The organism is Yoonia sp. SS1-5 (assembly GCF_038443705.2).
Taxonomy (GTDB): domain Bacteria; phylum Pseudomonadota; class Alphaproteobacteria; order Rhodobacterales; family Rhodobacteraceae; genus Yoonia; species Yoonia rhodophyticola.
Map to the genome: position 1 here is coordinate 3,828,412 of NZ_CP151767.2, position 23,162 is coordinate 3,851,573.

A 23,162-nucleotide genomic window follows, 5' to 3' on the forward strand; every position below is an offset into this window, starting at 1 on the left:
AGGAAGCATCTATGTCCGGCCACGGCGCACCCATCCCCATGACCTCTCGCCCCAGCGGCCCGCTGAAAGGGATTGCTGATGTCCCCGGCGATAAATCCATTTCTCACCGTTCGCTGATCCTGGGCGCCTTGTGCGTGGGTGAGACAAACATCACCGGCCTGCTGGAGGGGGAGGATGTTCTCGACACTGCCAAGGCGATGCGTGCTTTCGGGGCCACGGTCACCGATCATGGCAACGGCGAGTGGAGCGTTCAGGGCGTTGGTGTCGGCGGTTTTGCAGAGCCTGATCAGGTGATTGATTGCGGCAATTCCGGGACAGGGGTTCGCCTGATCATGGGGGCAATGGCAACCTCGCCGATCACGGCCACCTTTACCGGTGATGCGTCGCTGAACGGACGCCCAATGGGTCGCGTCACAGACCCGTTGGCCCTGTTTGGCACCCAAGCCGTCGGCCGTGCAGGGGGGCGCTTGCCAATGACCCTTGTCGGTGCGGCTGACCCGATCCCTGTTCGCTATGCGGTGCCGGTTCCGTCGGCACAGGTGAAATCAGCGGTGCTTTTGGCGGGTTTGAATGCGCCTGGGCAAACCGTTGTGATCGAACAGGAAACCACCCGCGACCATACCGAGCGGATGCTGCAAGGCTTTGGCGCATCCCTCCATGTCGCGGAAACTGACGAGGGCCGGGTCATCACGCTGGACGGCCAGCCAGAGCTGCAGGCGCAGAATATCACGGTGCCGCGTGATCCGTCATCGGCGGCCTTTCCTGTCTGTGCGGCGATCATCGTACCCGGATCGGACGTGCTGGTGCCCAATATCGGATTGAACCCGACGCGCGCCGGATTGTTCACGACGCTGCAAGAGATGGGTGCAGACCTGACCTATGAAAACCAGCGCGAAGAAGGGGGCGAGCCCGTCGCCGATTTGCGCGCCCGCTTTTCACCAGACCTGACAGGTATCGCGGTTCCACCAGCGCGGGCAGCAAGCATGATCGACGAATATCCCGTGCTGTCGGTCGTTGCCAGCTTCGCCAAAGGTGTCACCGACATGCAGGGTGTCAAGGAATTGCGGGTCAAGGAAAGTGACCGGATCGACGCGATGGCAAAAGGCTTGCGCGCCGCTGGGGTGCAGGTTGATGAGGGGCCGGACTGGTGGCAGGTCACCGGCCTTGGCCATGGCAATGTGCCGGGCGGTGCGCTGGTTGCCAGCCAGCTGGATCACAGGATCGCCATGGCATTCATGGTTATGGGCATGGCCACGCAGAAACCTGTCAGCGTCGATGACGGCGGCCCCATTGCCACCTCTTTCCCGATATTCGAGCAGTTGATGGCCCAGCTTGGGGCGCAGATTGTCAGGTCAAACTGATGTCTTTCACGATTGCCATTGATGGGCCGGCGGCTGCGGGCAAGGGCACGATCTCCAAGGCTGTGGCCGCGCATTTTGGCTTTGCCCATCTGGATACCGGGCTATTGTATCGCGCGGTTGGCGCCAAGGTGTTGGCGGGCGCTGATCCCGTTGTCGCGGCCAGCACGCTTGCCCCGTCCGATCTTGAAGATGATAGCCTGCGAACGCCAGCGGTTGCGGGGGCAGCCAGCGAGGTGGCCGTGCACGCGGCTGTGCGTGACGCGCTGGTTGCGTTTCAGCGTCGTTTTGCCGCCCGCCCGGATGGTGCCGTTCTAGACGGGCGCGATATTGGCACGGTGATTTGCCCCGACGCACCGGTCAAGCTGTTTGTGACGGCAAGCCCGGAAACGCGGGCCGAACGCCGGTTTCAGGAATTGATCGGCAAAGGCCATGACGTCACGCTCGCCGGTGTGCTCGATGACGTGAAAGCGCGTGATGATCGCGACCGCAATCGCGAGGTTGCCCCGTTGGTGCCGGCCGATGATGCCGTCACAATCGACACGTCTGATCTGACGATCGCCCAGGCCGTCGCCCGCGCCGTCGAAATCATTGACCAGCACCGCAAGGGCGGATTGTAGCAATTCATCACCAAAGCTTGCGTCGCATTTCCGGGGGTTCCGGTCATATGATGTCTCAAAAAAGGAGACCCCATATGATCCGCATGCTCGCCCTGACCGTTTTGCTTTTGCCTGCCAGCCTGCAGGCGCAAGAGGCTGAACTGCATATGACAATCCCGCGGATGGCGGAAATTGTGCTTGCGCTCGACCCCGAGGCCAAGGTGGCCGGTGCCGGTTTTGAATTCACCATTGATGATGTCCCGGTGCTGATTGTCACGGATGTTCAGGCGAACCGGATGCGCGCGATGGTCCCGATCCGGTCGGCCGAGGGCATGACCGAGGATGAGATGCAGCGTGTGATGCAGGCCAATTTCGATACGGCCCTCGATGCCCGCTATGCGGTTGCACAAGGTCGTCTATGGGGCGTCTTCATTCACCCTTTTGCACAGTTGGAAAAGGATCAGCTGATCTCGGGTCTTGCGCAGACGGTGAATATCGCCAAGACCTATGGGACCCTCTACACTGGCGGTGCGGCGCAATTCGGGGCTGGTGATAGCGGCGACCTTCAGCGCGCATTGATTGAAGAGTTGCTGGATCGCGGCCAGGATATCTGACACCCGATCCCGTTAGCGGTGATCGCCGGGCAGGGGTCGCAAATGCAGCCATGTCGTGAACGGCAACACGGCCCACAGACTGATACCAGCCAGATGGTCGGCCATGGATTGGGTCGCCCCAAGTCGCGCGATCTCTGTCATCCGGTTGACGTCCAGAATGGACCGCAGGACGATCTGATCGGGCAGCCCGGCGAATATCTGTTGGTAGAATAGGTAGAACACTTGCGGTGAGGCCGAAAATATCAGCCCAAAAATCAGGACGGATAGGACGATATCCCCAAGCCATAGGGCCGGGCGGGGCGCCGTATACAACACCCGTCTGATCAGCTGTGTCTTCCACGCCAGAACGGCAAAGATGATCAATAGCCCCAGGATGCTGATTGCCGACACACCAATCCGCCCTGTCAGGTCCAACGTCCAGAAGCTGTCGCCGGGGTAGCCGCCACTGACCCCGTCCCATATGCCGGCCGCCGCAAAGGCAACAACCCCGAAAGCGGCGATCATAAGCAGCGGTATCTGCCACGGGCGCGATCGCGTGCGCGCGCAGATGACGGCCACCAGAACGAACAGAGAAATGCCAAGAACAACGATTGCGGACATCTCCCTTCCGACGGTAGCCTACAGATCTGTCGCAAGAGAGAATAACGAGGCCCGATATGGTTAGCACGGCAGTTGATCTGGCAACATGGCCCCGAGCCGCGCAATTTCGACTTTTTCGCACCTATGCAAAGCCGCATTATGCAGTGACGGCGCGGGTTGATGTCACGCAGGTCATGGCCCGCAAAGCAACGGGCCTGCCGCCTTACCGGACCTGCCTTTATGCTATCGGGGCAGGGCTGCATGCAGTGCCCGAGCTTTGCATGCGCTTTCGCGGGGACGCCGTTGTGCAGCACCAGATGGTCACACTTTCGATGACCGTGCCGACCCGGACGGGCAGCTTTGGCTATGCCTATGTGCCGTATATCGCGGATTTCGGCGGATTTGACCAAGAGGCCAAGCGCCTGATTGATCAGGTCGCGAATGGCGTTGCCTTGCAGCCCAATACAGGCGAGCGTGATGATCTGGCCTATCTGTCCTGCATGCCCTGGCTGGATTACACATCAATCAACAATGCGCTGCCGGGCCCGGATGATTGCATTCCGCGCGTCTCTTGGGGGAAGTTCGTCGATCATGGGGGGCGGTGGGACATGGCCATGACATTGGAGGTGCATCATGCGCTGGTCGATGGGCAGCAGGTTGGCACCTATTTTGCAGCCGTGCAGACGGCATTGGACAATTTGACCGCCTGACGGCCAGGTAGGGGTCCCAGGCGATTTCCGGCGCGCGCCTTTTGAACCCTTCGCCCTTGCATTAAAGGGGAATCCCCCCTATACGCCGCCCTGTCGAAGCGTCGAGACAGGCGCGGACTTGAGACTTGAGCGGGGTCGGTGTGCAACCGGCCCTGTTGTTTTATGTCCGTGACAGACGCCAGACCAACCCGAAATCCAAAGACCGGCGGAGACAACCGCGCGGCCCGTATAAAACCAAACGTTAGGAAAACGACGCCACATGGCTAACACAATGGAAGAGTTTGAAGCACTCTTGAACGAAAGCTTCGAAATGGACACGCCCGCCGAAGGGTCAGTTGTCAAAGGCAAGGTGATCGCAATCGAAGCGGGCCAGGCCATCATCGACGTAGGCTACAAGATGGAAGGCCGCGTTGATATCAAAGAATTCGCAAATCCCGGGGAAGAGGCTGAACTGGCTGTTGGTGACACTGTAGAAGTGTTCCTGCGTCAGGTTGAGAACGCCCGTGGCGAGGCTGTTATCAGCCGCGAGATGGCCCGCCGTGAAGAAGCCTGGGATCGTCTGGAAAAAGCCTATGCGGATGAAGAGCGTGTTGATGGCGCGATCTTTGGTCGCGTGAAGGGTGGTTTCACTGTTGATCTGGGCGGCGCTGTTGCGTTCCTTCCCGGCTCGCAGGTTGATGTCCGTCCGGTTCGCGATGCTGGCCCGTTGATGGGTCTCAAGCAGCCATTCCAGATTTTGAAAATGGACCGTCGTCGCGGCAACATCGTTGTGTCCCGTCGTGCGATCCTTGAAGAATCCCGTGCCGAACAGCGCGCCGAAGTGATCGGCAACCTTACCGAAGGCCAGGAAGTTGATGGCGTCGTCAAGAACATCACCGAATATGGTGCGTTTGTTGACCTTGGCGGTGTTGACGGCCTGCTGCACGTCACTGACATGGCTTGGCGCCGGGTCAATCATCCGTCCGAGATTCTTACCATTGGTGAGACGATCAAGGTCCAGGTGATCAAGATCAATAAAGAAACCCACCGTATCAGCCTTGGCATGAAGCAGCTGCAGGACGATCCGTGGAATGCTGTTGAATCCAAGTTTGGTCTGGGCTCCGTACATCAGGGTCGTGTCACCAACATCACCGATTACGGCGCATTTGTTGAGCTGGAAGCCGGTGTTGAGGGTCTCGTTCACGTGTCCGAGATGTCTTGGACCAAAAAGAACGTACATCCAGGCAAGATCGTGTCGACCTCTCAGGAAGTCGAAGTCATGGTGCTGGAAATCGACAGCGCCAAGCGTCGTGTTTCCCTGGGTCTCAAGCAGACACAGCGCAACCCATGGGAAGTCTTTGCCGAGCAGTTCCCGGAAGGCACCGAGGTTGAAGGCGAGGTCAAGAACATCACCGAATTTGGTCTGTTCATCGGTCTTGAAGGCGACATCGACGGCATGGTTCACCTGTCAGACCTGACATGGGAAGGCCGTGGCGAAGACGTCATCGGTGATTTCCGCAAGGGTGACGTGGTCAAAGCCAAGGTTGCTGAAGTGGATGTTGAGAAGGAGCGTATCTCGCTTTCGATCAAGGCCCTTGACGGCGATCCATTTGCCGAGGCCGTTGGCGGCGTGAAGCGCGGTTCGATCATCACTGTTGAAGTGACCAAGATCGAAGATGGCGGCATCGAGGTGGACTACGAGGGTGCAAAATCCTTCATCCGCCGTTCTGACCTGTCCCGTGACCGTGCCGAGCAGCGCCCCGAGCGTTTCGGCGTTGGCGACAAGGTCGACGTGCGTGTGACCAACATCGACAGCAAGACCCGCAAGCTGGGTCTGTCGATCAAGGCCCGCGAGATTGCCGAAGAAAAAGAAGCGGTTGAGCAGTATGGCTCGAGCGACTCTGGTGCGTCCTTGGGCGATATCCTGGGTGCCGCGCTGAAGGGCGACGAATAAGTCAGCCCTTTGCGTGCAAGCGTTTTGCCCGTCGCAGCGTCATGCTGCGGCGGGCTTTTTATTGTGCATCAGGACTAAGTGCCGGATCAGGCGGCGACAGGGTCTTGCGGATGCGGCTTGTTGCCAGATTTGGAGAACACCACAACATTGCGCCCCTGGTCTTTGGCACGGTACAGCGCCTTGTCAGCCTGCTGCAAGACGGCATCAATCGTCGGACTGTCCTGCACCCAGATTGCGCCCAGACTGATTGTGACCGGTATGTGCAGGGATCCGGTGGTCACAAAGCGATCGGCGATGACACGCCTGCATCTTTCGGCGATATTCTGTGCCTCGGTTAAACCGATATCTGGCAGGATAATGACGAATTCGTCGCCGCTGACCCGCGCGAAGATATCGTGTTCGCGCAGCACGGCCGCGACGCGCCGCGCGATGGTTCGTAAAACCTCATCCCCTGCGGCATGCCCGTGTTTGTCATTGACCGCCTTGAAGTTATCGACATCAAAATAGACCGCCGACAGCCCCCCTTTAAGCATCTCATTCCTGGCGGCTACCGCACGGTAGCGTCGTTCCAGACTGCGCCGGTTCAATAACCCTGTCAGGTAGTCCAAAGCTGCCTCGCTACGCAGCCCTTCGGACTGGGACAAAAACGACAGCTGATCGTAAAGCAGATGCTTGATCAGGAGGGCCCCAACCACATTCGTCATCGCCATATAAGGCAGCAATGTTGCAAAGAGTTGCCCCCAATACGTTTGTGGTGCCAGAAATATCGACAGGCTGTGCAGGGTCAGCATACCACCCAGAATGGACGCCTTTTTCCAGTCTGCCAGCGGCAGGTCGTTCACATAGTACCGCCACGCCCAACCGGCCATGAACGCGATGACAGAGCCGCCGATCCCAGGTGCCACCCCGTCGCCGCCAATCGCGATGCGATAGATGATGCTGGTCATCATCGCCATGCCGCCCGCATATGGGTTGATGAGCGCGGTTGCCGCCCCGACCAACAGAAAGCGCATATCATAGATACCGCCGCTGTAGATCGGGATTGGGTCGGACATCGTATAGACCACCGCGACCGAAAACAGGCCGCCCACCGCAATGTTGTATTTGAACACCGTGATCTGTTTGCGCCGCAGAATACTGGCCGCAAGCACCAACGCCATGATCAACGCAATGGGATCAACAAAGGTCGAAATCAGTTGGTTGAAGTCGATCATGCACATGCCCTTCGATTACGGTTGCGCATCGGTATCGCAAATCAACTAAGGTTTGGTTGATTTGCGACGTCCAATTTCGCACCGCAGGTGATTGGGTTTGGCGTGGGCCAGCCGGTGCGAATCGTTGTTCGCGGGGATCACGCTGCAACTGGCGGTAATGTGCGTTCCGTGAACAATTGCCAGACATTTGGGCCAATATGTTCGGTGATCCCGCTACTTTTCGCATAATCGGCCTAACGCCGGTATTTCGCGGTCGCGTGAAAAAGCCTATAGTCGCTTGAAAAGCGGGAACAAACTCGCCTTATGACATAGATGCTGCTTGGGAGGCTGCCGCAATGATCCGTTCCGAACTGATCCAGAAACTCGCCGATGAAAATCCGCATCTTTACCAGCGCGACGTTGAAAAGATCGTCAATACCGTTTTCGAAGAGATCACCGGCGCGATGGCGCGTGGCGACCGGGTCGAGCTGCGTGGCTTTGGCGCGTTTTCGGTGAAAAAGCGTGATCAGCGTATCGGACGGAACCCGCGTACGGGTGAATCGGTTGAGGTGGAAGAAAAGCACGTGCCGTTTTTCAAGACCGGCAAATTGCTACGGGACCGTTTGAACGGCAATTGAGCGCAGGTGCTTTGGCGCATTCTGCGTCGGATGCCCTTGGCTATGTTCAGCCTGCGGCATATGTTGTGCGCGCTGGTATCGAAAACTGTAAGAGGGTCGCATGAAAACCATTCGCTATGCTTTCTGGGCTATTGTCGGCCTGTGCCTGATCATGGTCGGTTTGGCCAACCGTGATCTTGTCACCGTGCGCGCGATGCCAGAGCCGATGGCCAATCTGCTGGGCCTGTCGCCGGATATTTCGCTGCCGCTTTTTGTGGTGATTTTCCTTGGCGTTGGTGCCGGGCTGCTGATCGGGTTCTTGTGGGAATGGGTGCGCGAACACCGTATTCGGGCCGAGGCGCGTGTGAAGGCGCGTGAGGTTCAGGCGCTCAAGCGCGAGGTTGACGAATTGCGCGGCTCTGCGGCCACGGCAAATGGCGGGGATGACGTCTTGGCGCTGATCGAGAAAACGGGCTGATGCAAGGCGATGTCCGGGTCAAGATTTGTGGCCTGCGAGACGCAACCACGATGCAGGCAGCCGTTGATGCAGGTGCCTCTTATGTGGGGCTGGTCTTTTTCCCGAAATCACCCCGTTTTGTCAGCAATGATCAGGCCGCCGCACTGGCCGGGATTGTGCCTTCGGGGATTGCCAAGGTTGGCCTGTTTGTAAATCTGGACAATGCAGCCCTTGATACAATCCTGGATGCGGTCCCGCTGGACATGATCCAGTTGCACGGATCGGAACCCCCCGAACGCGTTGCCGAGGTCAAGACGCGCTATGGTCTGCCGGTGATGAAGGCCGTGGGTGTCGCGGATGCCGCGGACCTGCCTGCGATTGATCGCTATGCGCATGTGGCGGATCAGATACTTGTGGATGCCAAACCGCCCAAAAATGCGGATTTGCCCGGCGGAAATGGATTGTCCTTTGACTGGCGGCTGATTGCAGGTCGGCGGTGGGCCGTGCCATGGATGCTGGCCGGGGGCCTGCATGCAGGCAATGTGGGCGAGGCCATCGCGCTGACGGGTGCTAGTCAGGTTGATTTGTCATCGGGGGTCGAGACGTCGCCAGGGGTCAAGGATCCGGCCCTCTTTCCCGGTTTCATTCAGGCGGCCAAGGGCGAAAAAGTCACTTCGTCACATGCCAGCGCCTAAAAATGCGCTAGCGCAACCGGCACCAAACCCATAACACCAGTCCGACAAGACGGATGAGGACGCGCACATGGCGAATGATCTTTTCAACAGCTTCATGACTGGCCCCGATGAAAAGGGCCGGTTCGGCGACTTTGGCGGGCGTTTCGTGTCCGAAACCCTGATGCCCCTGATCCTAGAGCTTGAGGCGCAGTACGAAAACGCCAAGACGGACGAGACATTCTGGGCAGAGATGCACGATCTGTGGACCCACTATGTCGGCCGGCCCAGCCCGCTTTATTTTGCAGAGCGTCTGACGGACCATCTGGGCGGCGCCAAGATCTATCTTAAGCGTGACGAGTTGAACCACACCGGTGCACATAAGATCAACAATGTGCTGGGCCAGATCATCCTTGCCCGCCGCATGGGCAAGACCCGGATTATTGCCGAAACAGGCGCAGGGCAGCACGGTGTTGCGACGGCCACGGTCTGCGCGAAATTCGGGCTGCAATGCGTTGTCTATATGGGGGCGCATGATGTCGAACGTCAGGCACCCAACGTGTTCCGGATGCGTCTGCTGGGGGCAGAGGTTGTGCCCGTCACCTCGGGGCGTGGCACGCTGAAGGACGCGATGAACGACGCGCTGCGCGACTGGGTCACAAATGTGCGCGATACATTCTATTGCATCGGGACGGTCGCGGGTCCGCACCCTTATCCCGCGATGGTCCGCGATTTTCAGGCCATCATCGGCAAGGAAACCAAGGAACAGATGATGGCGGCCGAAGGGCGCCTGCCGGATACATTGATCGCGGCCATTGGTGGTGGGTCAAATGCGATGGGCCTGTTCTACCCGTTCCTAGACGACAAGGACGTCAACATCATCGGCGTCGAGGCCGGTGGCAAGGGCGTGAATGCCAAGATGGAACATTGCGCCTCGCTGACGGGGGGTCGCCCGGGCGTTCTGCATGGCAACCGGACCTATTTGCTGCAGGATGATGTGGGCCAAATTCTGGAAGGGTTTTCGATCTCTGCAGGTCTCGACTATCCCGGTATCGGACCCGAGCATGCATGGCTGCATGATATCGGGCGGGCGGAATATGTCGCGATCACCGATGCCGAAGCGCTGGAGGCGTTTCAGCTGTGCTGCGCGCAGGAGGGGATCATCCCGGCGCTAGAGCCCTCGCATGCCCTGGCACATGTGATGAAAATCGCACCCAACCTGCCGAATGATCACCTGCTGGTGATGAACATGTGCGGGCGTGGCGACAAGGACATCTTTACGGTCGCCAAACATCTGGGTTTCGACATGCAAGGGGCGACATAGCCCCGCCTAAACTTTGGTTTAGACGCGTCATTCATCGGTTTACTTCCCGTCATATCAACCCATGATCAATGGATCATGCGGCAAGATCACGGTTTTTCATGTCTATCTGTCCCGCAATGGTGCGGGCATGGACATGAAAGAGGAACCGAACTGATGAAAAATCTGATGCTCTCTACAACTGCCATTTTGGCCCTCGCCACCAGTCCCGCATATGCACAATCCTTGGCCGACCAGGTGATCAGCCAGCTGCAAGCCGAAGGCTACCAGCGGATCGAGGTCAAGAACGGCCTGACGCAGGTGAAGGTCGAAGGCATCCGCGGCAACCGCAAGCTTGAGGTCATTTATGATGCCGCAACCGGCGCGATCCTGAAACAGGAGGTCGAAGCCGTCGATAGCGATGACGACACCCGTCCCGGCATTGAGATCAAGGATGAACGGCGCGATTTCCTTGACGATGACGATGACGATGACGATGACGATGACGATGACGATGACGATGACGATGACGATGACGATGACGATGATGATGATGATGATGATGATGACGACGATGACGACGATGACGATGATGATGACGACGATGACGACGACGATGATGATGACGATGATGACGACGACGATGATGACGATGATGACGACTAAGCGGGTGCTGCCGGCGTAGACCCCGCGCCATCCGCAGGAGACAAGATGATCAAACGACTCGTATTCTGTCTTGCGTTGATTGGGGCGCCGTTTCAGGCGGCGGCCCAATCCGTTCAGCAGCAGGTTGTCCAACAGCTGCAGGACCAGGGGTTCTCCGATATTGCGGTGAACGAAACCTGGCTGGGGCGCCTGCGCTTCACCGCGCGGCGTGACGACATGCATCGCGAATTGGTGATCAACCCGCAAACCGGTGAAATCCTGCGCGATTATTTGCGTTCCGACGGTGATGATGACGACGACGCCGGGCGGGCGCCCAGATTGCTGAACCCCGGATCCTCGGGGGATGGTGAGGATAGCGGCGGCGCGTCAGGCAATAGCGGCGCGTCCGGGAGCGGGAACAGCGGTTCGGGGTCGAGCGGCAATGACGACGACGACGACGATGATGATGATGACGACGACGATGATGACGACGATGACGACGACGACGATGACGACGATGACGATGATGACGATGACGACGATGATGATGACGATGATGACGACGATGACTAGACGCAGGGTCGCATGATCAAAGGGGTCGGTTTTTGAGACATCGGTGGTCAATCGTCGCAATTGTCGGGGTGCAGGTTCTCTGCGCCGTGTTTTTCGTGTCGCAAATACTCGCGTCGGTGATGGGCTTTGCGCCGTTCAGCTGGCAAGTGCACGAGATGATCGAACTTGCCGCTGCCCTGGGACTTGTTCTGGGCATTGTTCTGGGCGTGATCGCCTTGCGCCGGACGATGGCGCGTAATGTCGTGGTCGAAGGCCAGCTTCGGTTGGCGTCAGCGGCTTTCATGGACGTGGTCGAGGAACGCTTTGGCGCCTGGGCGCTGACGCCCGCGGAACGCGACGTGGCCCTGTTTGCGATCAAGGGGATGTCGATCGTCGAAATTGCCGCGTTGCGCGACGTCAGCGAAGGTACAATCAAGGCACAGACCAACGCGATTTACCGCAAGGCCGGGGTCAATGGACGCAATCAGCTGCTGAGCCTGTTCATCGAAGATCTGATGGCAGATTGATCGCTGATTTCAGCGCGTGAAATGCAGGATATCGAATGTCGATTCAAAAATCGGTCGGGGCAGCATCAGCCGGGCGTTGTCGTCTGCCGTCTGCACGAAATAGCCGACCTGCGGGATGGTCTGGCCGGGTTCAACAGGTTCGTTGCCGGGCGGAAGCTGTTCATAGGCCATTGCCGGCCCCCCATCGACAAAGCCCACCCCGGTGTAAATCAACCCTGCATCGGTCTGATCAAGGCGTCCCACCAGCCGCTGCGAGCCCGTTAGTTTCTCGATACGCCAGCTGTCGCCGTCGGTCTTGGTGACGCGACAGTCAAATGGCGCATAGGCCACAAGTGGTGTCAGTCCCCCCATCTTGATGGTGCGGCATTTCCATGTGCCTGCCGGGTCGTAATCGCCCGGGATGCCCGCCATCGCGATCAGAACCCGGTCAAGGTCGTTGATATCTCCACCTGCCAATGCCTCTTGCATCGCGGCCCCGAATGCCCCGTCAAAATCGGCCAACCGGCCCTGATCTGCGGCGCGAATTTCGGGGGTGTCAGCATGCGCACCCAGCGCGGCCAGACAAAAGGCGACAGTCGCGGGAAAGAGGCGCATGGGATCAGTCTTTCAATGGGAGTGTGTGGGCATGCAGGACGTCAATCGGGACGATGTCCAGCGCCCGCACATGTGTGGCATGCAGATTGACCTTGGGCGCGCAGCCTTCCTCGTGGGCTTGCAGGAAGCGGGCGGCGCAAAGGCACCAGTGATCCCCCGGTTTCAGCCCCGCAAATCCGAATTCGGGTCGCGGTGTGCTGAGGTCGTTGCCCACATATTTGGAAAAGGCCAGAAACTCGTCCGTCATGACCGCGCAAACCGTATGACTGCCGGTGTCGGCCGCGCAGGTATCGCAGGACCCGTTGCGGAAAAAGCCCGTCATCGGTTCGGTCGAGCAGGCGGCCAAGGCGCTGCCCAATACGTTGAAAGAAGGTTCTTTTTCCATGTCAGTTCAGGCTTTCGGCGATTTGACGGAACATGGCTTCATTCTGGGCCTGTATTCCGGGTTCACGAAACTGGCGATCAGCGGCGTGGACCGCGATCACCACGTTGTTGATACGATCTATGTAGATATATTGTCCATAAATGCCGCGTGCGAGGAATTGTCCGGGGGCAGACACTGTGGGGACCCACCATTGATAGCCATAGCCAATCTCGCCCGGCGCCGTTTTTGCGCTGGCCTGGGTTGAGGCATCGACCCAATTTGCCGGCACGATCTGTTGCCGGTTCCACATGCCGCCATTGGCCATCATCTGCCCAAAACGGGCATTGTCCCGGGTGGTGGTGTTCAGCCCGCCCAGCACAAAGGCAACCCGGTACCCATCGGTCAGATAGTAGGGGGCTGCCTCCAGACCCAGCGGGCCGATGATCTTTTCGGCAAGCAGTTCCGCAATCGGACGCCCCGTCGCCTCCCGGATGACCATCCCGATCACATGCGTATCAATCGAGACATATTTCCATTCTGTCCCTGGTGCCGCGAAGCTTGTCTTTTGCTTGCCCGCAAACCCGTCCATCGACCCACCAAGGGCCAATATCCGCCCCATCTTGTTGATATCTGAAAAGAAATCCAGATAGTCCTCGTCAAAGCTGACACCGGATGACATCTGCAATACGTCCTTGATCGTGGCGTTGCGATAGGCTGTGTCGGCGAGTTCTGGCGCGTAGGCCGTAACCGGATCCTCAAGGCTTTCGAAAACCCCCTCAGCGAAGAGGATCCCGAACAGCGCGGAGAGATAGCTTTTTGAGATTGACCAGTTGATGCGCAGGTCGGTGTCGTTCGTGTCGGCGTTATAATCCTCAAACACGATGGCGCCGTCCTTGAGAATGACGAGGCCGGTGACCGCGCGTTCCGCGGCCCAGTTTGCCACATCTGCGGGCAGGGTGATGGGTGTCCCATAGGGCAGGGGGCTGATGGCCGCGTCAGACGTGGCAAGTGGTGTGTGCAGGAAAATCTGATCCATGTTGGAGAAGTTTCGCACGATGTTCTTTTCTGAAAAGAGCGACAGAACGGCCATAAGACGCCCGGCCTCTTCCCGCTTCCACAGGGCCAGCCCACCAATCCCGAGCGCTGCAAGAAGCAGCAGTCGCAAAATCCATTTGAGTGCGGTTTTCATGATCTTGTCCCTCCGGGCTGTTGGATCATGGCGGCGTCGCGGCACTGTTGCAACGTGAATGCGCCCTCTCTTTGCCGGGGCGGCTGCGCCGCATTTGATTTTATTGCGCTCTGGCCGCGCGTGCCTTGGGGCGTTGCCCCAAACCCCAGTCCTGCCTCATGACAGCGGTGGGTTGATCCAGTTGACCCAGCGGCCATGAAAATCCGCCCGCCCCAGCTTGCATCGGACGTTCCCCGGCCAGAACCGCAGCGTCAGCGCCGCACCCTTGGTCCCACCGTCATTTTCCATGCCAAACCAGGCCAGGGGCGCTTGGTCGGTGGCGGTTTCGCCGGCTGCTTCGATCAGGGCCTCACCTTCGGATTGCTTGGTCTCAGGGAAATATTGCCATGCGATTGTGCTGTAGATCAGGTGCATCTGTCCCGGTTGATGTACCAGCCGCGGCCGGAGCCAATCAATCGCGTCCCCTTGCGTGATCTTTGTGCGTGCAGCGCCCATTGCAGCCCGGGTCAGTTCCAGTCGGTGGGGTTGGTCGGGCCAAAGATAGGCCTGCAGTCGCAACGCATCATCGGGTGCGCTGGGATCAAGCGGGTTGAGGTCAACACCCGCATGCGCGCTGATGACCGGCTGTGCCTTTGGCGGCAGATCACCCGTCCAGTCAGGCCCAAGCGTCAGGACGGGGCGTTGCGCCCCGAAAACCTGCCCGTTGATCCCAACTGCGTAATCGTCCCAATGGATGTTCAATCCCCCGCTCGCCCCAAGTTCGGAGGTGCGGATCGGTCCCGGAAAGTGGTGCGCAAGGACCTGTCCCAGCGCGACCAGAACCGCAGATCTGCGCACCTCGTTGGTTTGTGGCGCGCTGTCGATAAAGGCGTCGATAAAGGCGCTGTCTGACGTCAGCGTATCCGCAACCGCGTCCCAGAGCGTCGCATCGCCGGGCTGGTGTGGGGGATAGACCGCGGCAAGCCTGGCATGCCTTTGCAAATGCAGCGCGTGTAGCGCACCAGCCAGCCGCAGAGGAACCGACTGTGCCCGTGGTCCGATATCACCCTGCCAGTTGAAGATCCGTTCGGTGATGCGCCCCTCTGGCCACGCCATCGTGGCACAAAGCCGCATCAATTGCCCCATGAAAGGGGACCCAAGACTGCTGCACGCCTTTGACTGAAAGTCGAAGGCAGCAGCGACATGGGCGGGGATCACCGAAATCGGTCCACCAGCCGTTGCATCGGCGACCGGGTATCAGCCGCCGGTGCGGGTGTTTCGCTCGCGGGTTTGGGTTTGGGCGCCGTGGTGGACGACCGCGGGGGTGCGACGCGCAAGGCGATGGCGTTGAGGAACTTGCCCCCGTCACCGTCGACAAGATGACCGATCCCATCGCTGATCCCGCGTAATTCGTCATCCAGCCAATCGGCATCCGCCTTGGGGAAGTCGCGCAGCACATAGCCTGGGACGGCATCCTTATGCCCCGGATGGCCCACCCCCATGCGCACCCGGTCATAGTCCGGGCCGATATGGCCGTGGATGGACCGCAACCCGTTATGGCCTGCATGCCCCCCGCCGGTTTTCAGCCGGACCTTGCCCGGTGCAAGGTCGATTTCGTCGTGAAATACGATGATATCTTCGGGCGCCAGTTTCAGATAGCGCATTGCCTCGCCAACGGATTGCCCGGACAGGTTCATGAATGTTTCAGGCTTTAGCAGGGTGACCTTCATGGATCCGATCCTGCCATCGCTGATCTGTCCTTGAAATTTGCCGCGCCATGCCCCGAACCCATGATCGGACGCGATACGATCCATGGCCATAAAGCCGATATTGTGCCGGTTCTGGGCGTATTTTGCCCCCGGATTTCCTAGACCAACGATAAGTTTCATGACCGCAAACTAGCCTATGCCGCATTGCAGCGCCAGTGCGTGTTTATTGCCCCAGCAGCCGGGCAAACGCGGCCTGCAATTCCGCGCGGTCCCTGACCCCGTTCAGCACGGCCTGTCGGTTCCCGCGACCGTCAAACATCACCAATGTCACATGCGGGACCGCATGCAGGGTCGCAAAGGCGGCGCCTGCATCACTTTTGATATTGGCAACCAGATAGGTGATCTCGTCATCATCAAAGGCCTTGAGTGCTGCACGCGTTTCGCGCTGCAGGTCCTGACACATCGTGCAGCTTGGGTCATGGACCTGAACGATTGCCGGGGTTCCCTGACCCACACGGCTGAGGTCCTGCTCTGCAACGCCGGCCATGACCATATTGGTCAGCAGATACCCGCCGCCGCCCACCGCAACCGCACCAACCAGGCCGATGCCCAGAAAGGACCTGCGATCTGTTGCCTTTGCAGGGGCCGTCGTCGCCGTATTGGTGTTGCGGGTCTTCTTGGCGGGGCGTTTGCGTTGCTTTTTCATCTGTGGACCATCCCATTTGGCGTGTACTGACGATGGCAGAGGGATCGGCGTGTTCCAAGTTTGTCCGGCCAGGCCGCAATGACATTTCTGTGATCGCGGGCCGATGTCGTCACTATCACACCGCAGCCTCGGCAGGTGCAGCGCATAAAAAAGGCGCCCCAAAACCGGGGCGCCCAATTCATTTGGATAGTGCCGTGCTTATTCTTCAGCGGCGGCTTCATCATCCGTTGTTGGTACTTCATCTGCGGCGACTTCTTCGTCCCCGTCATCGTCATCTGCAACAACTGCGCGTGGTGCAGAGATATTCGCAATCACGAAGTCACGGTCTGCGATCACAGGTTTTGCACCCTCGGGCAGCGATACGTCGCTGATCGAGATCGTGTCGCCCATTTCGACATTCGCCAGATCAACTGTGATCTGGTCGGGGATGTCACCGGCAAGCACGTCCATTTCGACTTCGTTCCGGACAACCGTCAGCACGCCGCCTTTTTTGACGCCTGGGCAGGTGTCGGCATTCAGGAACTCGACCGGGATAAAGATTTTCACCCGGCTTGTCCGCTTCAGCCGCAGCAGGTCGATATGTGTGGGCAGGTCCTTGACCACGTCGCGCTGCACGCCCCGGCAGATAACCCGCACGTCTTCCTGACCTTCGATTTTCAGGTTGAACAGCGTGGACATGAAGCGCCCTTTGCGCAGCATGGTCAGCAGGTAGTTGAAGGGGATGCTAATCGCAACGGGGTCTGCCCCACCGCCATACACAATGCCAGGTACGTCGCCATCACGGCGAGCTTGGCGGGCGGCCCCCTTGCCTGTCCCCGCGCGTACCGTGGCGTTCAGATCTGGGATCTTTCCAGCCATAGTCTTTATTCCTTAATGTAGGGGCCCGCCTCCAAGGGTGTCCGAGCCCGATGAAGCCCGCCGTATAGGAGGGATTCGGCCATTTGGAAAGGGTTTTTTCGGTGATCGGGCAGGGCGCGCGGATGGCCCGGCCCGGTATCCTTGCACCACACCTTCAGGGGACGTGATTTTAGAGATTGCGTTGTCAGTATTTCGGGTGCACGCATGCACGCATGTCTGTTTTGAACGCGCTGTATATCTCTCGCCGTCCGGCTGCTGCCTTTGTGGTCGTGGGTGTATTTTGGGGCTGTTTTGCGGCCCATGTGCCAGAGCTGAAAGCACAGCTCATGGCGTCTGATGCGCTGTTCGGCACATTGCTTTTGGGGTCGGCAACCGGGCTGGTGTCGTCGATGTGGCTGGCGCCCCGCGCGGATCGGTTTTTAGGTGCGCGCAGCATGCAATTTGGCGTCGTCGCCTTGTCGTTGGCATGGCTGCTGCCCTCTCAGATCAGCGCGCCGTTGGTATTTGCAATGGCTATTGCGCTTGTTGGCTTGTGTTCGGGCCTGTTGGATGTGGTGATGAATGCGCGCGTCAGCGAATTGGAGGCCGCGCATGCCCGCCCGCTGATGAACGCCAATCACGCGATGTTTTCGGTGGCCTATGCGATAGCCGCTGTCGTGGTCAGCTTTACGCGCGAGGCAGGCGTGCCGCCACCTTACGTCTTTGCGGGGTTCAGCATTTTTTGCCTGTTGCTGGCGCCGTTTCTGCGCACTGACATTGTGGATGTCACGGCAGAGGATGGCTATCAGGGCCGCTACCCGCTTTGGCCCATTGCCCTTTGCGGTGCGATCACGTTTGTGGCCTTCATGTCTGAAGCCACGGTCGAGGCATGGTCGGCGCTGCATGTGGAGCGCACATTGGGCGGTGGGGCCGCCGAAGGGGCGCTTGGCCCTGCCATGCTGGGGCTGACCATGGCGATTGGCCGGTTTTCCGGTCAGGCGGTGCTGGAAAAGATGCGCGAAGTGCCCGTGGTGATCGTCGCATCCGTGATTTCGGCTGTTGGAGCAGTGCTGGCGGCCATCGCAACAACGCCGGGCTGGGCTTATCTGGGTTTTGGGGTTCTGGGATTGGGCGTCTCGGTGATTGGGCCGACAGGTCTGGCGCTGGTCGGAAAACTCGTCGCCCCGCATCTGCGGACCGAAGCGATCAGCCGTGTGGCTGTCATCGGCTTTTCGGGCTTCTTCTTTGCGCCAGTATTGATGGGGCTGATGTCCGAAGCCTTTGGCTTGCGGGTCGCTTATGGTGCAGTCGCGGGGCTACTCCTTATGACGGTGCCGCTAGCGATCACGGTCGCCCGCCAGCCGCTTGTGCCGGTCGACCGACGCCAGCAGACCTGACCCTAAGCCCAGCTGCCCTCGAAATCCTGCGGGACCAGCAGCACATCGCGGTCCAGCGCCCGGACATCGCGCCGACCGCATAGCGCCATGGTGACATCCAGCTCTTTATGGATGATCTCCAGCGCCTTGCTGACCCCGGCCTCGCCCATCGCGCCCAGGCCATATATATAGGCGCGCCCGATATGGACGCCCTTGGCGCCAAGCGCCAGCGCCTTGAGCATGTCCTGACCTGACCGGATGCCGCTATCCATGTGAACCTCAATCCGGTCACCGACCGCGGCCGCGATCGACGGCAGGACACGGATCGCGGATAGGGCGCCGTCCAGTTGCCGACCGCCATGGTTGCTGACAATGATCGCATCCGCCCCGATAGCTGCGGCTTTCTTGGCATCCTCGGCGTCCAGAATACCTTTCAGGATCAGCTTGCCGCCCCATTTTTCCTTGAGCTTCGCAATCTTGTCCCAGTCAAGCCGCAGGTCAAATTGCTCGTTCGTCCACGAAGACAGGCTGCTTGCGTCGCCCACGCCCTTGGCATGTCCGACAATATTGCCGAAAAACCGACGTTTTGTCTGCAGCATGCCCAGCCCCCAATGCCATTTCGTGGCAAGGTTGATCATTGTGGGGATGGTCAGTTTGGGCGGGGCGGTCAGGCCGTTCTTAAGGTCCTTGTGGCGCTGCCCGAGGATCTGCAGATCAAGCGTCAGGACAAGTGCCGAACAGCCGGCCTTTTTCGCGCGGGCAATGATATTATCCACAAACTCCTCATCCTGCATCACGTAGAGCTGGAACCAGAATGGCTGGGTCGTGTGGGCCGCGACATCCTCAATCGAGCAGATGGACATCGTTGACAGTGTATAGGGGACGCCGAATTTTTCAGCCGCCCGGGCTGCCTTGATCTCGCCATCGGCGCATTGCATCCCCGTCAGCCCGACGGGTGCGAGGGCCAATGGCATGGCAACATCCGTCCCAATCAGGGTTGCGGCGGTGCTGCGGTCGGACATGTCGACCGCCACCCGCTGCCGCAAGCGGATCAGGTCAAAGTCTGTGCTGTTCTCTCGAAAGGTTTGTTCGGTCCAACTGCCGCTTTCGGCATAGTCGTAGAACATCTTTGGCGCACGGCGCTTATGCAACCGCTTGAGATCGTCAATTGTGGTGATGACCGGCATGGGAAAGTCCTGAATTGGTAATTATGTCATACCAATTCTGCAAAAACTGTCAAAGCGATAAGGCGTGGCGCAGGAACGCGTAGCCCAGTGCCTGTTCGCGCGCGATGGCCGTTGTTTGCCCGCCGCCCCCATGCCCGCCTGCCCGGCTGTGAAACCATGCAGGTTGCCCGGCCTCTTGCAGAAGGGCCGCGAACCGCCGCGAATGGGATGGATCCACCCGGTCATCGGTTTCGTTGGTGTCAATCAACGCGGCGGGGTAGGGCCGTTTGCCGTGATCCTGCACGTTATGCATTGGCGAGTAGTCCAGCAGCCATGCGCGGGCGGCCGGATCATCAGGGTCGCCATATTCGTCGATCCAGCCCGCCCCGGCCGGAAACAGGTGGTAGCGCAGCATGTCCAGCACGCCGACACTGGCCCAGACCGCCCCGAAATATTCGGGAAAGCGCGTCAGCATCACCCCGCATAACAGCCCCCCGTTGCTGCCCCCGTGGCAGGCGATTTTCTGCGGTGTTGTATAGCCGCGTTCGACCAGATCAGCCGCAATTGCGGCAAAGTCCTCGTAGCCGCGCAACCGGTTCTGCCCTTTGGCGGCCAGATGCCACGCCGTGCCAAATTCAGAGCCGCCCCGGATATAGGCCTGCACGTAAGCCCCCCCGCGGGCCAGCCATGCGGGACCCTGCAGCCGCATATAGTAGGGGCCAAGCGAGACCCCAAAGCCGCCATACCCGTATTGCAGCACCGGGATGCTGCCCATGGCGTCGACGTGATCCCTGGGCAGGATGATATGATAGGGAACCTCGGTTCCGTCTGCCGAGATCGCGATATGCATGGCGACTGTCATACCGTCGCTATCGAAACTGGTCGTTCCCTTGGTAATCGGTTTGTAGTCAGGCGTGCCTGTCTGTTCGAACACCCATGTCTGGTTGGGCTCGAGAAAGCCGCTGGTAAACATCTGCAGCGGTTCATCCGGCGCGCCCTCGGCGTCGAGCGGGCCGATATTCAGCGCTTGCGCTTCAATCGGCAGCGGCAGGGTTTCAGGGGCGGCATTAGCAGCGCGCAGATCATATCGGCGCAACCGGGGGACAAGCGTGTCTTCTTCCACCCAGAACACATGATCTCTGCCGAAAAAGACCTGCGCATCCTGAATGGCCCTGCGGTCGCCGGGATGGAACAGGATCTGTTTGTCGCTGCCGTCGATCTTGCGCAGAACCAGCGTGCCTGCCGGGTCCGGCCCGTCATCCGCCGTTACATATGCATAATGGGTTTCATTATGGCTGCAGCTTGTATGAGCCGGTGCCTCAAGCAACTGGTCGCGGCCATTGATGCGAATGGTTGTGACATTGTCGCCGATATTGCGGACGCGGCCCAGGCCAATCCCGCGCGCGCCGTCCTGCAGCGGGAATGTATAGGCGTAGGCAAGCAAATCGTCGTGACCCACGGCGAACACCGTGGGCGCGTCGGCCATGGCTATGCCGCGCCCCAGCTGAATGATCCGGCCTTGCCATCCCGACCGGGTCGCGCTGCCGGGCAGGGCGGCCGTACCCAGCAGGATCGTGTCGGCATCAAGCCAGGCTGCCCCCGACCGGGCCGGCGCGATATCAAACCCGTCCTTTACAGCGGCAGATGCGTTGCAATCCCATTCCAGATAGCGGGTCTGGTCGGACCCTTTATGCGAGAGTGCGAGCAGAACCCTGTCCTGATCAGACCAGAGCGTTTCAGCCCCACGCCAGTGCCAGTCATCATCTTCCTCGGCGCAAAACGCATCCAGATCAAAGACCGTCTGCCAACGGGCGTCAGCGGTAATAGCCGTGCCTTCTGCGACGCGGCGCCAGATCCCGCGCGGATGATCCGCGTCGCGGTGCCAGTTATACATCCAGCTGCCCCGCCGACTGACACCGCCCAGGTTGTCGGGGTCTTCCATGACGCGGGTGATTTCTGCCACATCTGCATCGAACCGGGCGTCGCAAAAAGCAGCCTCGGTCCGTGCGACCTGTTCGGCGGTAAACGCCGCGATAGCGTCTGCGTCGGTTTCGAGTGCGGCGAAGGCGATTGGGTCGGTCATGGCGGTCCCCCTTTTGGCATATAGGGGCACAAAGCCATGATCGTCAGGTGCTGGCAAGGGTCAGGCGCGATGCGCCCCATCGGCAAGCGATTTGACGAATTCCAACACCTCGGTCACGCTTTCACCTGCGCCGATCCGTTCTACAATGGCGGATCCCACAACAGCGCCATCCGCGATTTTGGCGATGTCTTCTGCATTCTGTGGGTTCTTGATCCCAAAGCCGACAATAACGGGCAGATCAGTTTTTGATTTGATCCGCGCGACCTCTGGCCCGACGCTGTCTGCCTGTGCGGCGGCGGCACCGGTGATGCCGGTCACAGACACGTAATAGACAAAGCCCGAGGTGTTTTCCAAGACCTTTGGCAGGCGCTTGGCATCTGTGGTCGGGGTGGCGAGGCGGATAAAGTTGATCCCGGCCTTCTGGGCGGGGATGCATAGCTCATCATCTTCTTCGGGGGGCAGGTCAACGATGATCAGCCCGTCGATACCTGCAGCAGTTGCGTCGCTGAGAAATGCATCAACGCCGCGTGAATAGATCGGATTGTAGTATCCCATCATCACAATCGGGGTGACCGCATCGGTTTTGCGAAACTCACGGGCATATTGCAGCGTCTTTTCCAGATCCTGACCGGCCTCCAGCGCGCGCTGCCCGGCCAGTTGGATGGTCGGGCCGTCCGCCATGGGATCGGTAAAGGGCATCCCCAGTTCGATGATATCGACACCGGCCGCGGGCAGGCCTTTGACGATCTCCAGACCCGTTTCATAATCAGGATCGCCTGCCATGACATAGGCGACAAAGGCCTTCTTGCCGTCGGCCCGCAATTGCGCAAATTTCGCGTCGATTCTGCTCATCTTTGTCCCCGTCATCACGTTTGCGTTGGTTTGCGCGATGCATGCGGGAAAATCAATGCCGGATCAGTCGTGGGGTTTTGGCGGCTTACCCGTCGCTTTCGCAATTGAACATCCAGCTGACGCCGAATTTGTCACGCAGCATTCCGAAACCCGCAGCCCAGAAGGTCGGTTCAAAGGGCATGATAACCGTGCCGCCTGCGGCCATTTTCTCAAATGCTTGCTGCGCCTGTGCGACGGTGGGCCAGTCGGTCTGGATGTTAAAGCCGGAGTAGGTGATCGGCTTATCCTCGAAATCATCGCTGATCATCAGGCTGCCGCCCGCAAATTCCAACCGGCCATGGGCCAGCCTGTCTTCCTGGCCGGGCGGAATTTCCGTGCCATCGGGTATCTCGGAAAAGCGCATGACCCCTTCGATCTTGCCGCCCAACGCATCGGCATAAAAGGTCAGGGCCGCAAGGGCCGTTCCGTTCATGGTCAGATATGGATTGATTTGCATGTGATCCTCCCGGCGTTTGGCCGCGATGATAGCATAGGTCCGACTTGCGCAGAAAC

The 23,162-nt window shown here is 59.3% G+C and carries 26 protein-coding genes; 13 read left to right on the top strand and 13 right to left on the bottom strand.

The features are described 5' to 3' along the window. The first annotated feature begins 11 nt into the window (after nucleotides 1-11). The 3 genes from aroA (at nucleotide 12) to AABB31_RS20375 (ending at nucleotide 2,571) form a co-directional block, all read left to right on the top strand. Nucleotides 12-1,361: a 3-phosphoshikimate 1-carboxyvinyltransferase gene (gene aroA, locus AABB31_RS20365; RefSeq protein ID WP_342076408.1), complete on the top strand. Its 1,350-nt coding sequence runs from the start codon at nucleotides 12-14 to the stop codon at nucleotides 1,359-1,361. After that, nucleotides 1,361-1,978 (top strand): (d)CMP kinase, encoded by a 618-nt coding sequence (gene cmk / locus AABB31_RS20370; protein WP_342076407.1) that lies wholly within the window; start codon nucleotides 1,361-1,363, stop codon nucleotides 1,976-1,978. Before aroA ends, cmk begins: the two co-directional genes overlap by 1 nt. A 74-nt stretch (nucleotides 1,979-2,052) precedes the next feature. Further along, nucleotides 2,053-2,571, top strand: coding sequence for a hypothetical protein (locus tag AABB31_RS20375; protein ID WP_342076406.1), 519 nt, complete (start codon nucleotides 2,053-2,055; stop codon nucleotides 2,569-2,571). Nucleotides 2,572-2,583: 12 nt separating this feature from the next. Here AABB31_RS20375 and AABB31_RS20380 read toward each other — a convergent pair whose 3' ends face one another. After that, a complete protein-coding gene (locus tag AABB31_RS20380) occupies nucleotides 2,584-3,171 on the bottom strand; it encodes a hypothetical protein (RefSeq protein WP_342076405.1) in 588 nt (195 codons plus the stop codon). Nucleotides 3,172-3,227: 56 nt separating this feature from the next. On the opposite strand from AABB31_RS20380, the gene AABB31_RS20385 reads away from it, so the two are divergent. Beyond that, nucleotides 3,228-3,860: a CatA-like O-acetyltransferase gene (locus AABB31_RS20385; RefSeq protein WP_342076404.1), complete on the top strand. Its 633-nt coding sequence runs from the start codon at nucleotides 3,228-3,230 to the stop codon at nucleotides 3,858-3,860. Nucleotides 3,861-4,119: 259 nt separating this feature from the next. Then, nucleotides 4,120-5,793 carry a 30S ribosomal protein S1 gene (gene rpsA, locus AABB31_RS20390; protein WP_342076403.1) on the top strand — a complete coding sequence of 558 codons (1,674 nt, stop codon included), beginning with the start codon at nucleotides 4,120-4,122 and terminating at the stop codon, nucleotides 5,791-5,793. Between the two features lie 86 nt (nucleotides 5,794-5,879). On the opposite strand, the gene AABB31_RS20395 is transcribed toward rpsA, so the two are convergent. Beyond that, the gene (locus tag AABB31_RS20395; RefSeq protein ID WP_342076402.1) at nucleotides 5,880-7,007 is read right to left on the bottom strand and encodes a diguanylate cyclase; all 1,128 of its coding nucleotides are present in this window, start codon (nucleotides 7,005-7,007) and stop codon (nucleotides 5,880-5,882) included. A gap of 335 nt (nucleotides 7,008-7,342) precedes the next feature. On the opposite strand from AABB31_RS20395, the gene ihfB reads away from it, so the two are divergent. The 7 genes from ihfB to AABB31_RS20430 all read left to right on the top strand — a co-directional run bounded on the left by ihfB (nucleotide 7,343) and on the right by AABB31_RS20430 (nucleotide 11,755). Then, a complete protein-coding gene (ihfB, locus tag AABB31_RS20400; protein ID WP_342076401.1) occupies nucleotides 7,343-7,624 on the top strand; it encodes an integration host factor subunit beta in 282 nt (93 codons plus the stop codon). A gap of 100 nt (nucleotides 7,625-7,724) precedes the next feature. Next, a complete protein-coding gene (locus AABB31_RS20405) occupies nucleotides 7,725-8,081 on the top strand; it encodes a LapA family protein (RefSeq protein ID WP_342076400.1) in 357 nt (118 codons plus the stop codon). Next, nucleotides 8,081-8,755, top strand: coding sequence for a phosphoribosylanthranilate isomerase (locus tag AABB31_RS20410; RefSeq protein ID WP_342076399.1), 675 nt, complete (start codon nucleotides 8,081-8,083; stop codon nucleotides 8,753-8,755). Before AABB31_RS20405 ends, AABB31_RS20410 begins: the two co-directional genes overlap by 1 nt. A gap of 67 nt (nucleotides 8,756-8,822) precedes the next feature. Next, nucleotides 8,823-10,055 carry a tryptophan synthase subunit beta gene (gene trpB, locus AABB31_RS20415; protein WP_373635249.1) on the top strand — a complete coding sequence of 411 codons (1,233 nt, stop codon included), beginning with the start codon at nucleotides 8,823-8,825 and terminating at the stop codon, nucleotides 10,053-10,055. Between the two features lie 153 nt (nucleotides 10,056-10,208). Beyond that, a complete protein-coding gene (locus AABB31_RS20420; RefSeq protein WP_342076398.1) occupies nucleotides 10,209-10,697 on the top strand; it encodes a PepSY domain-containing protein in 489 nt (162 codons plus the stop codon). Between the two features lie 45 nt (nucleotides 10,698-10,742). Then, nucleotides 10,743-11,249 (top strand): hypothetical protein, encoded by a 507-nt coding sequence (locus AABB31_RS20425; protein ID WP_342076397.1) that lies wholly within the window; start codon nucleotides 10,743-10,745, stop codon nucleotides 11,247-11,249. A gap of 32 nt (nucleotides 11,250-11,281) precedes the next feature. After that, nucleotides 11,282-11,755, top strand: coding sequence for a LuxR C-terminal-related transcriptional regulator (locus AABB31_RS20430; protein WP_342076396.1), 474 nt, complete (start codon nucleotides 11,282-11,284; stop codon nucleotides 11,753-11,755). A 9-nt stretch (nucleotides 11,756-11,764) separates the two neighbouring features. On the opposite strand, the gene AABB31_RS20435 is transcribed toward AABB31_RS20430, so the two are convergent. The 7 genes from AABB31_RS20435 to AABB31_RS20465 all read right to left on the bottom strand — a co-directional run bounded on the left by AABB31_RS20435 (nucleotide 11,765) and on the right by AABB31_RS20465 (nucleotide 17,154). Continuing rightward, a complete protein-coding gene (locus AABB31_RS20435) occupies nucleotides 11,765-12,349 on the bottom strand; it encodes a DUF4893 domain-containing protein (RefSeq protein ID WP_342076395.1) in 585 nt (194 codons plus the stop codon). A gap of 4 nt (nucleotides 12,350-12,353) precedes the next feature. Next, the gene (locus AABB31_RS20440; protein ID WP_342076394.1) at nucleotides 12,354-12,734 is read right to left on the bottom strand and encodes a DUF2237 domain-containing protein; all 381 of its coding nucleotides are present in this window, start codon (nucleotides 12,732-12,734) and stop codon (nucleotides 12,354-12,356) included. Between the two features lies 1 nt (nucleotide 12,735). Then, a complete protein-coding gene (locus AABB31_RS20445; protein ID WP_342076393.1) occupies nucleotides 12,736-13,902 on the bottom strand; it encodes a serine hydrolase in 1,167 nt (388 codons plus the stop codon). A gap of 156 nt (nucleotides 13,903-14,058) precedes the next feature. Continuing rightward, on the bottom strand, nucleotides 14,059-15,099 hold the full coding sequence (locus AABB31_RS20450; protein WP_342076392.1) for a DUF2332 family protein: 1,041 nt from the start codon (nucleotides 15,097-15,099) through the stop codon (nucleotides 14,059-14,061). Then, entirely contained in the window at nucleotides 15,096-15,770 is a 675-nt protein-coding gene (gene pth / locus AABB31_RS20455) for an aminoacyl-tRNA hydrolase (RefSeq protein ID WP_342076391.1), read from the bottom strand. The genes AABB31_RS20450 and pth overlap by 4 nt, the downstream gene beginning before the upstream one ends. A 43-nt stretch (nucleotides 15,771-15,813) precedes the next feature. After that, nucleotides 15,814-16,296, bottom strand: a complete 483-nt coding sequence (locus AABB31_RS20460; protein ID WP_342076390.1) for a hypothetical protein — start codon at nucleotides 16,294-16,296, stop codon at nucleotides 15,814-15,816. Nucleotides 16,297-16,494: 198 nt separating this feature from the next. Continuing rightward, nucleotides 16,495-17,154, bottom strand: coding sequence for a 50S ribosomal protein L25/general stress protein Ctc (locus tag AABB31_RS20465; protein WP_342076389.1), 660 nt, complete (start codon nucleotides 17,152-17,154; stop codon nucleotides 16,495-16,497). 212 nt (nucleotides 17,155-17,366) lie between these two features. Between AABB31_RS20465 and AABB31_RS20470 the strand changes: the two genes are divergently transcribed. Next, entirely contained in the window at nucleotides 17,367-18,530 is a 1,164-nt protein-coding gene (locus AABB31_RS20470) for an MFS transporter (protein WP_342076388.1), read from the top strand. A gap of 2 nt (nucleotides 18,531-18,532) precedes the next feature. Here the strand turns inward: AABB31_RS20470 and AABB31_RS20475 are convergent, their stop codons facing one another. From AABB31_RS20475 to AABB31_RS20490, 4 genes are all read right to left on the bottom strand, one after another. Further along, nucleotides 18,533-19,696, bottom strand: a complete 1,164-nt coding sequence (locus tag AABB31_RS20475; protein WP_342076387.1) for an alpha-hydroxy acid oxidase — start codon at nucleotides 19,694-19,696, stop codon at nucleotides 18,533-18,535. A gap of 49 nt (nucleotides 19,697-19,745) precedes the next feature. Then, nucleotides 19,746-21,758, bottom strand: coding sequence for a prolyl oligopeptidase family serine peptidase (locus AABB31_RS20480; protein ID WP_373635250.1), 2,013 nt, complete (start codon nucleotides 21,756-21,758; stop codon nucleotides 19,746-19,748). A 60-nt stretch (nucleotides 21,759-21,818) separates the two neighbouring features. Continuing rightward, nucleotides 21,819-22,610: a tryptophan synthase subunit alpha gene (gene trpA / locus AABB31_RS20485; protein ID WP_342076385.1), complete on the bottom strand. Its 792-nt coding sequence runs from the start codon at nucleotides 22,608-22,610 to the stop codon at nucleotides 21,819-21,821. 85 nt (nucleotides 22,611-22,695) lie between these two features. Then, the gene (locus AABB31_RS20490) at nucleotides 22,696-23,106 is read right to left on the bottom strand and encodes a VOC family protein (RefSeq protein WP_342076384.1); all 411 of its coding nucleotides are present in this window, start codon (nucleotides 23,104-23,106) and stop codon (nucleotides 22,696-22,698) included. Between the last annotated feature and the right edge of the window lie 56 nt (nucleotides 23,107-23,162).

Bases quoted from the DNA above. Each gene is read 5' to 3' on its own strand.
- trpB (WP_373635249.1), top strand. From the start codon at position 8,823: ATGGCGAATGATCTTTTCAACAGCTTCATGACTGGCCCCGATGAAAAG.
- AABB31_RS20445 (WP_342076393.1), bottom strand. From the start codon at position 13,902: ATGAAAACCGCACTCAAATGGATTTTGCGACTGCTGCTTCTTGCAGCG.
- trpA (WP_342076385.1), bottom strand. From the start codon at position 22,610: ATGAGCAGAATCGACGCGAAATTTGCGCAATTGCGGGCCGACGGCAAG.
- AABB31_RS20470 (WP_342076388.1), top strand. From the start codon at position 17,367: ATGTCTGTTTTGAACGCGCTGTATATCTCTCGCCGTCCGGCTGCTGCC.
- aroA (WP_342076408.1), top strand. From the start codon at position 12: ATGTCCGGCCACGGCGCACCCATCCCCATGACCTCTCGCCCCAGCGGC.
- AABB31_RS20375 (WP_342076406.1), top strand. From the start codon at position 2,053: ATGATCCGCATGCTCGCCCTGACCGTTTTGCTTTTGCCTGCCAGCCTG.
- AABB31_RS20420 (WP_342076398.1), top strand. From the start codon at position 10,209: ATGAAAAATCTGATGCTCTCTACAACTGCCATTTTGGCCCTCGCCACC.
- AABB31_RS20435 (WP_342076395.1), bottom strand. From the start codon at position 12,349: ATGCGCCTCTTTCCCGCGACTGTCGCCTTTTGTCTGGCCGCGCTGGGT.
- AABB31_RS20385 (WP_342076404.1), top strand. From the start codon at position 3,228: ATGGTTAGCACGGCAGTTGATCTGGCAACATGGCCCCGAGCCGCGCAA.
- AABB31_RS20480 (WP_373635250.1), bottom strand. From the start codon at position 21,758: ATGACCGACCCAATCGCCTTCGCCGCACTCGAAACCGACGCAGACGCT.
- AABB31_RS20425 (WP_342076397.1), top strand. From the start codon at position 10,743: ATGATCAAACGACTCGTATTCTGTCTTGCGTTGATTGGGGCGCCGTTT.
- AABB31_RS20405 (WP_342076400.1), top strand. From the start codon at position 7,725: ATGAAAACCATTCGCTATGCTTTCTGGGCTATTGTCGGCCTGTGCCTG.
- AABB31_RS20475 (WP_342076387.1), bottom strand. From the start codon at position 19,696: ATGCCGGTCATCACCACAATTGACGATCTCAAGCGGTTGCATAAGCGC.
- AABB31_RS20440 (WP_342076394.1), bottom strand. From the start codon at position 12,734: ATGGAAAAAGAACCTTCTTTCAACGTATTGGGCAGCGCCTTGGCCGCC.
- rpsA (WP_342076403.1), top strand. From the start codon at position 4,120: ATGGCTAACACAATGGAAGAGTTTGAAGCACTCTTGAACGAAAGCTTC.
- AABB31_RS20380 (WP_342076405.1), bottom strand. From the start codon at position 3,171: ATGTCCGCAATCGTTGTTCTTGGCATTTCTCTGTTCGTTCTGGTGGCC.
- ihfB (WP_342076401.1), top strand. From the start codon at position 7,343: ATGATCCGTTCCGAACTGATCCAGAAACTCGCCGATGAAAATCCGCAT.
- AABB31_RS20490 (WP_342076384.1), bottom strand. From the start codon at position 23,106: ATGCAAATCAATCCATATCTGACCATGAACGGAACGGCCCTTGCGGCC.
- cmk (WP_342076407.1), top strand. From the start codon at position 1,361: ATGTCTTTCACGATTGCCATTGATGGGCCGGCGGCTGCGGGCAAGGGC.
- pth (WP_342076391.1), bottom strand. From the start codon at position 15,770: ATGAAACTTATCGTTGGTCTAGGAAATCCGGGGGCAAAATACGCCCAG.
- AABB31_RS20460 (WP_342076390.1), bottom strand. From the start codon at position 16,296: ATGAAAAAGCAACGCAAACGCCCCGCCAAGAAGACCCGCAACACCAAT.
- AABB31_RS20465 (WP_342076389.1), bottom strand. From the start codon at position 17,154: ATGGCTGGAAAGATCCCAGATCTGAACGCCACGGTACGCGCGGGGACA.
- AABB31_RS20410 (WP_342076399.1), top strand. From the start codon at position 8,081: ATGCAAGGCGATGTCCGGGTCAAGATTTGTGGCCTGCGAGACGCAACC.
- AABB31_RS20395 (WP_342076402.1), bottom strand. From the start codon at position 7,007: ATGATCGACTTCAACCAACTGATTTCGACCTTTGTTGATCCCATTGCG.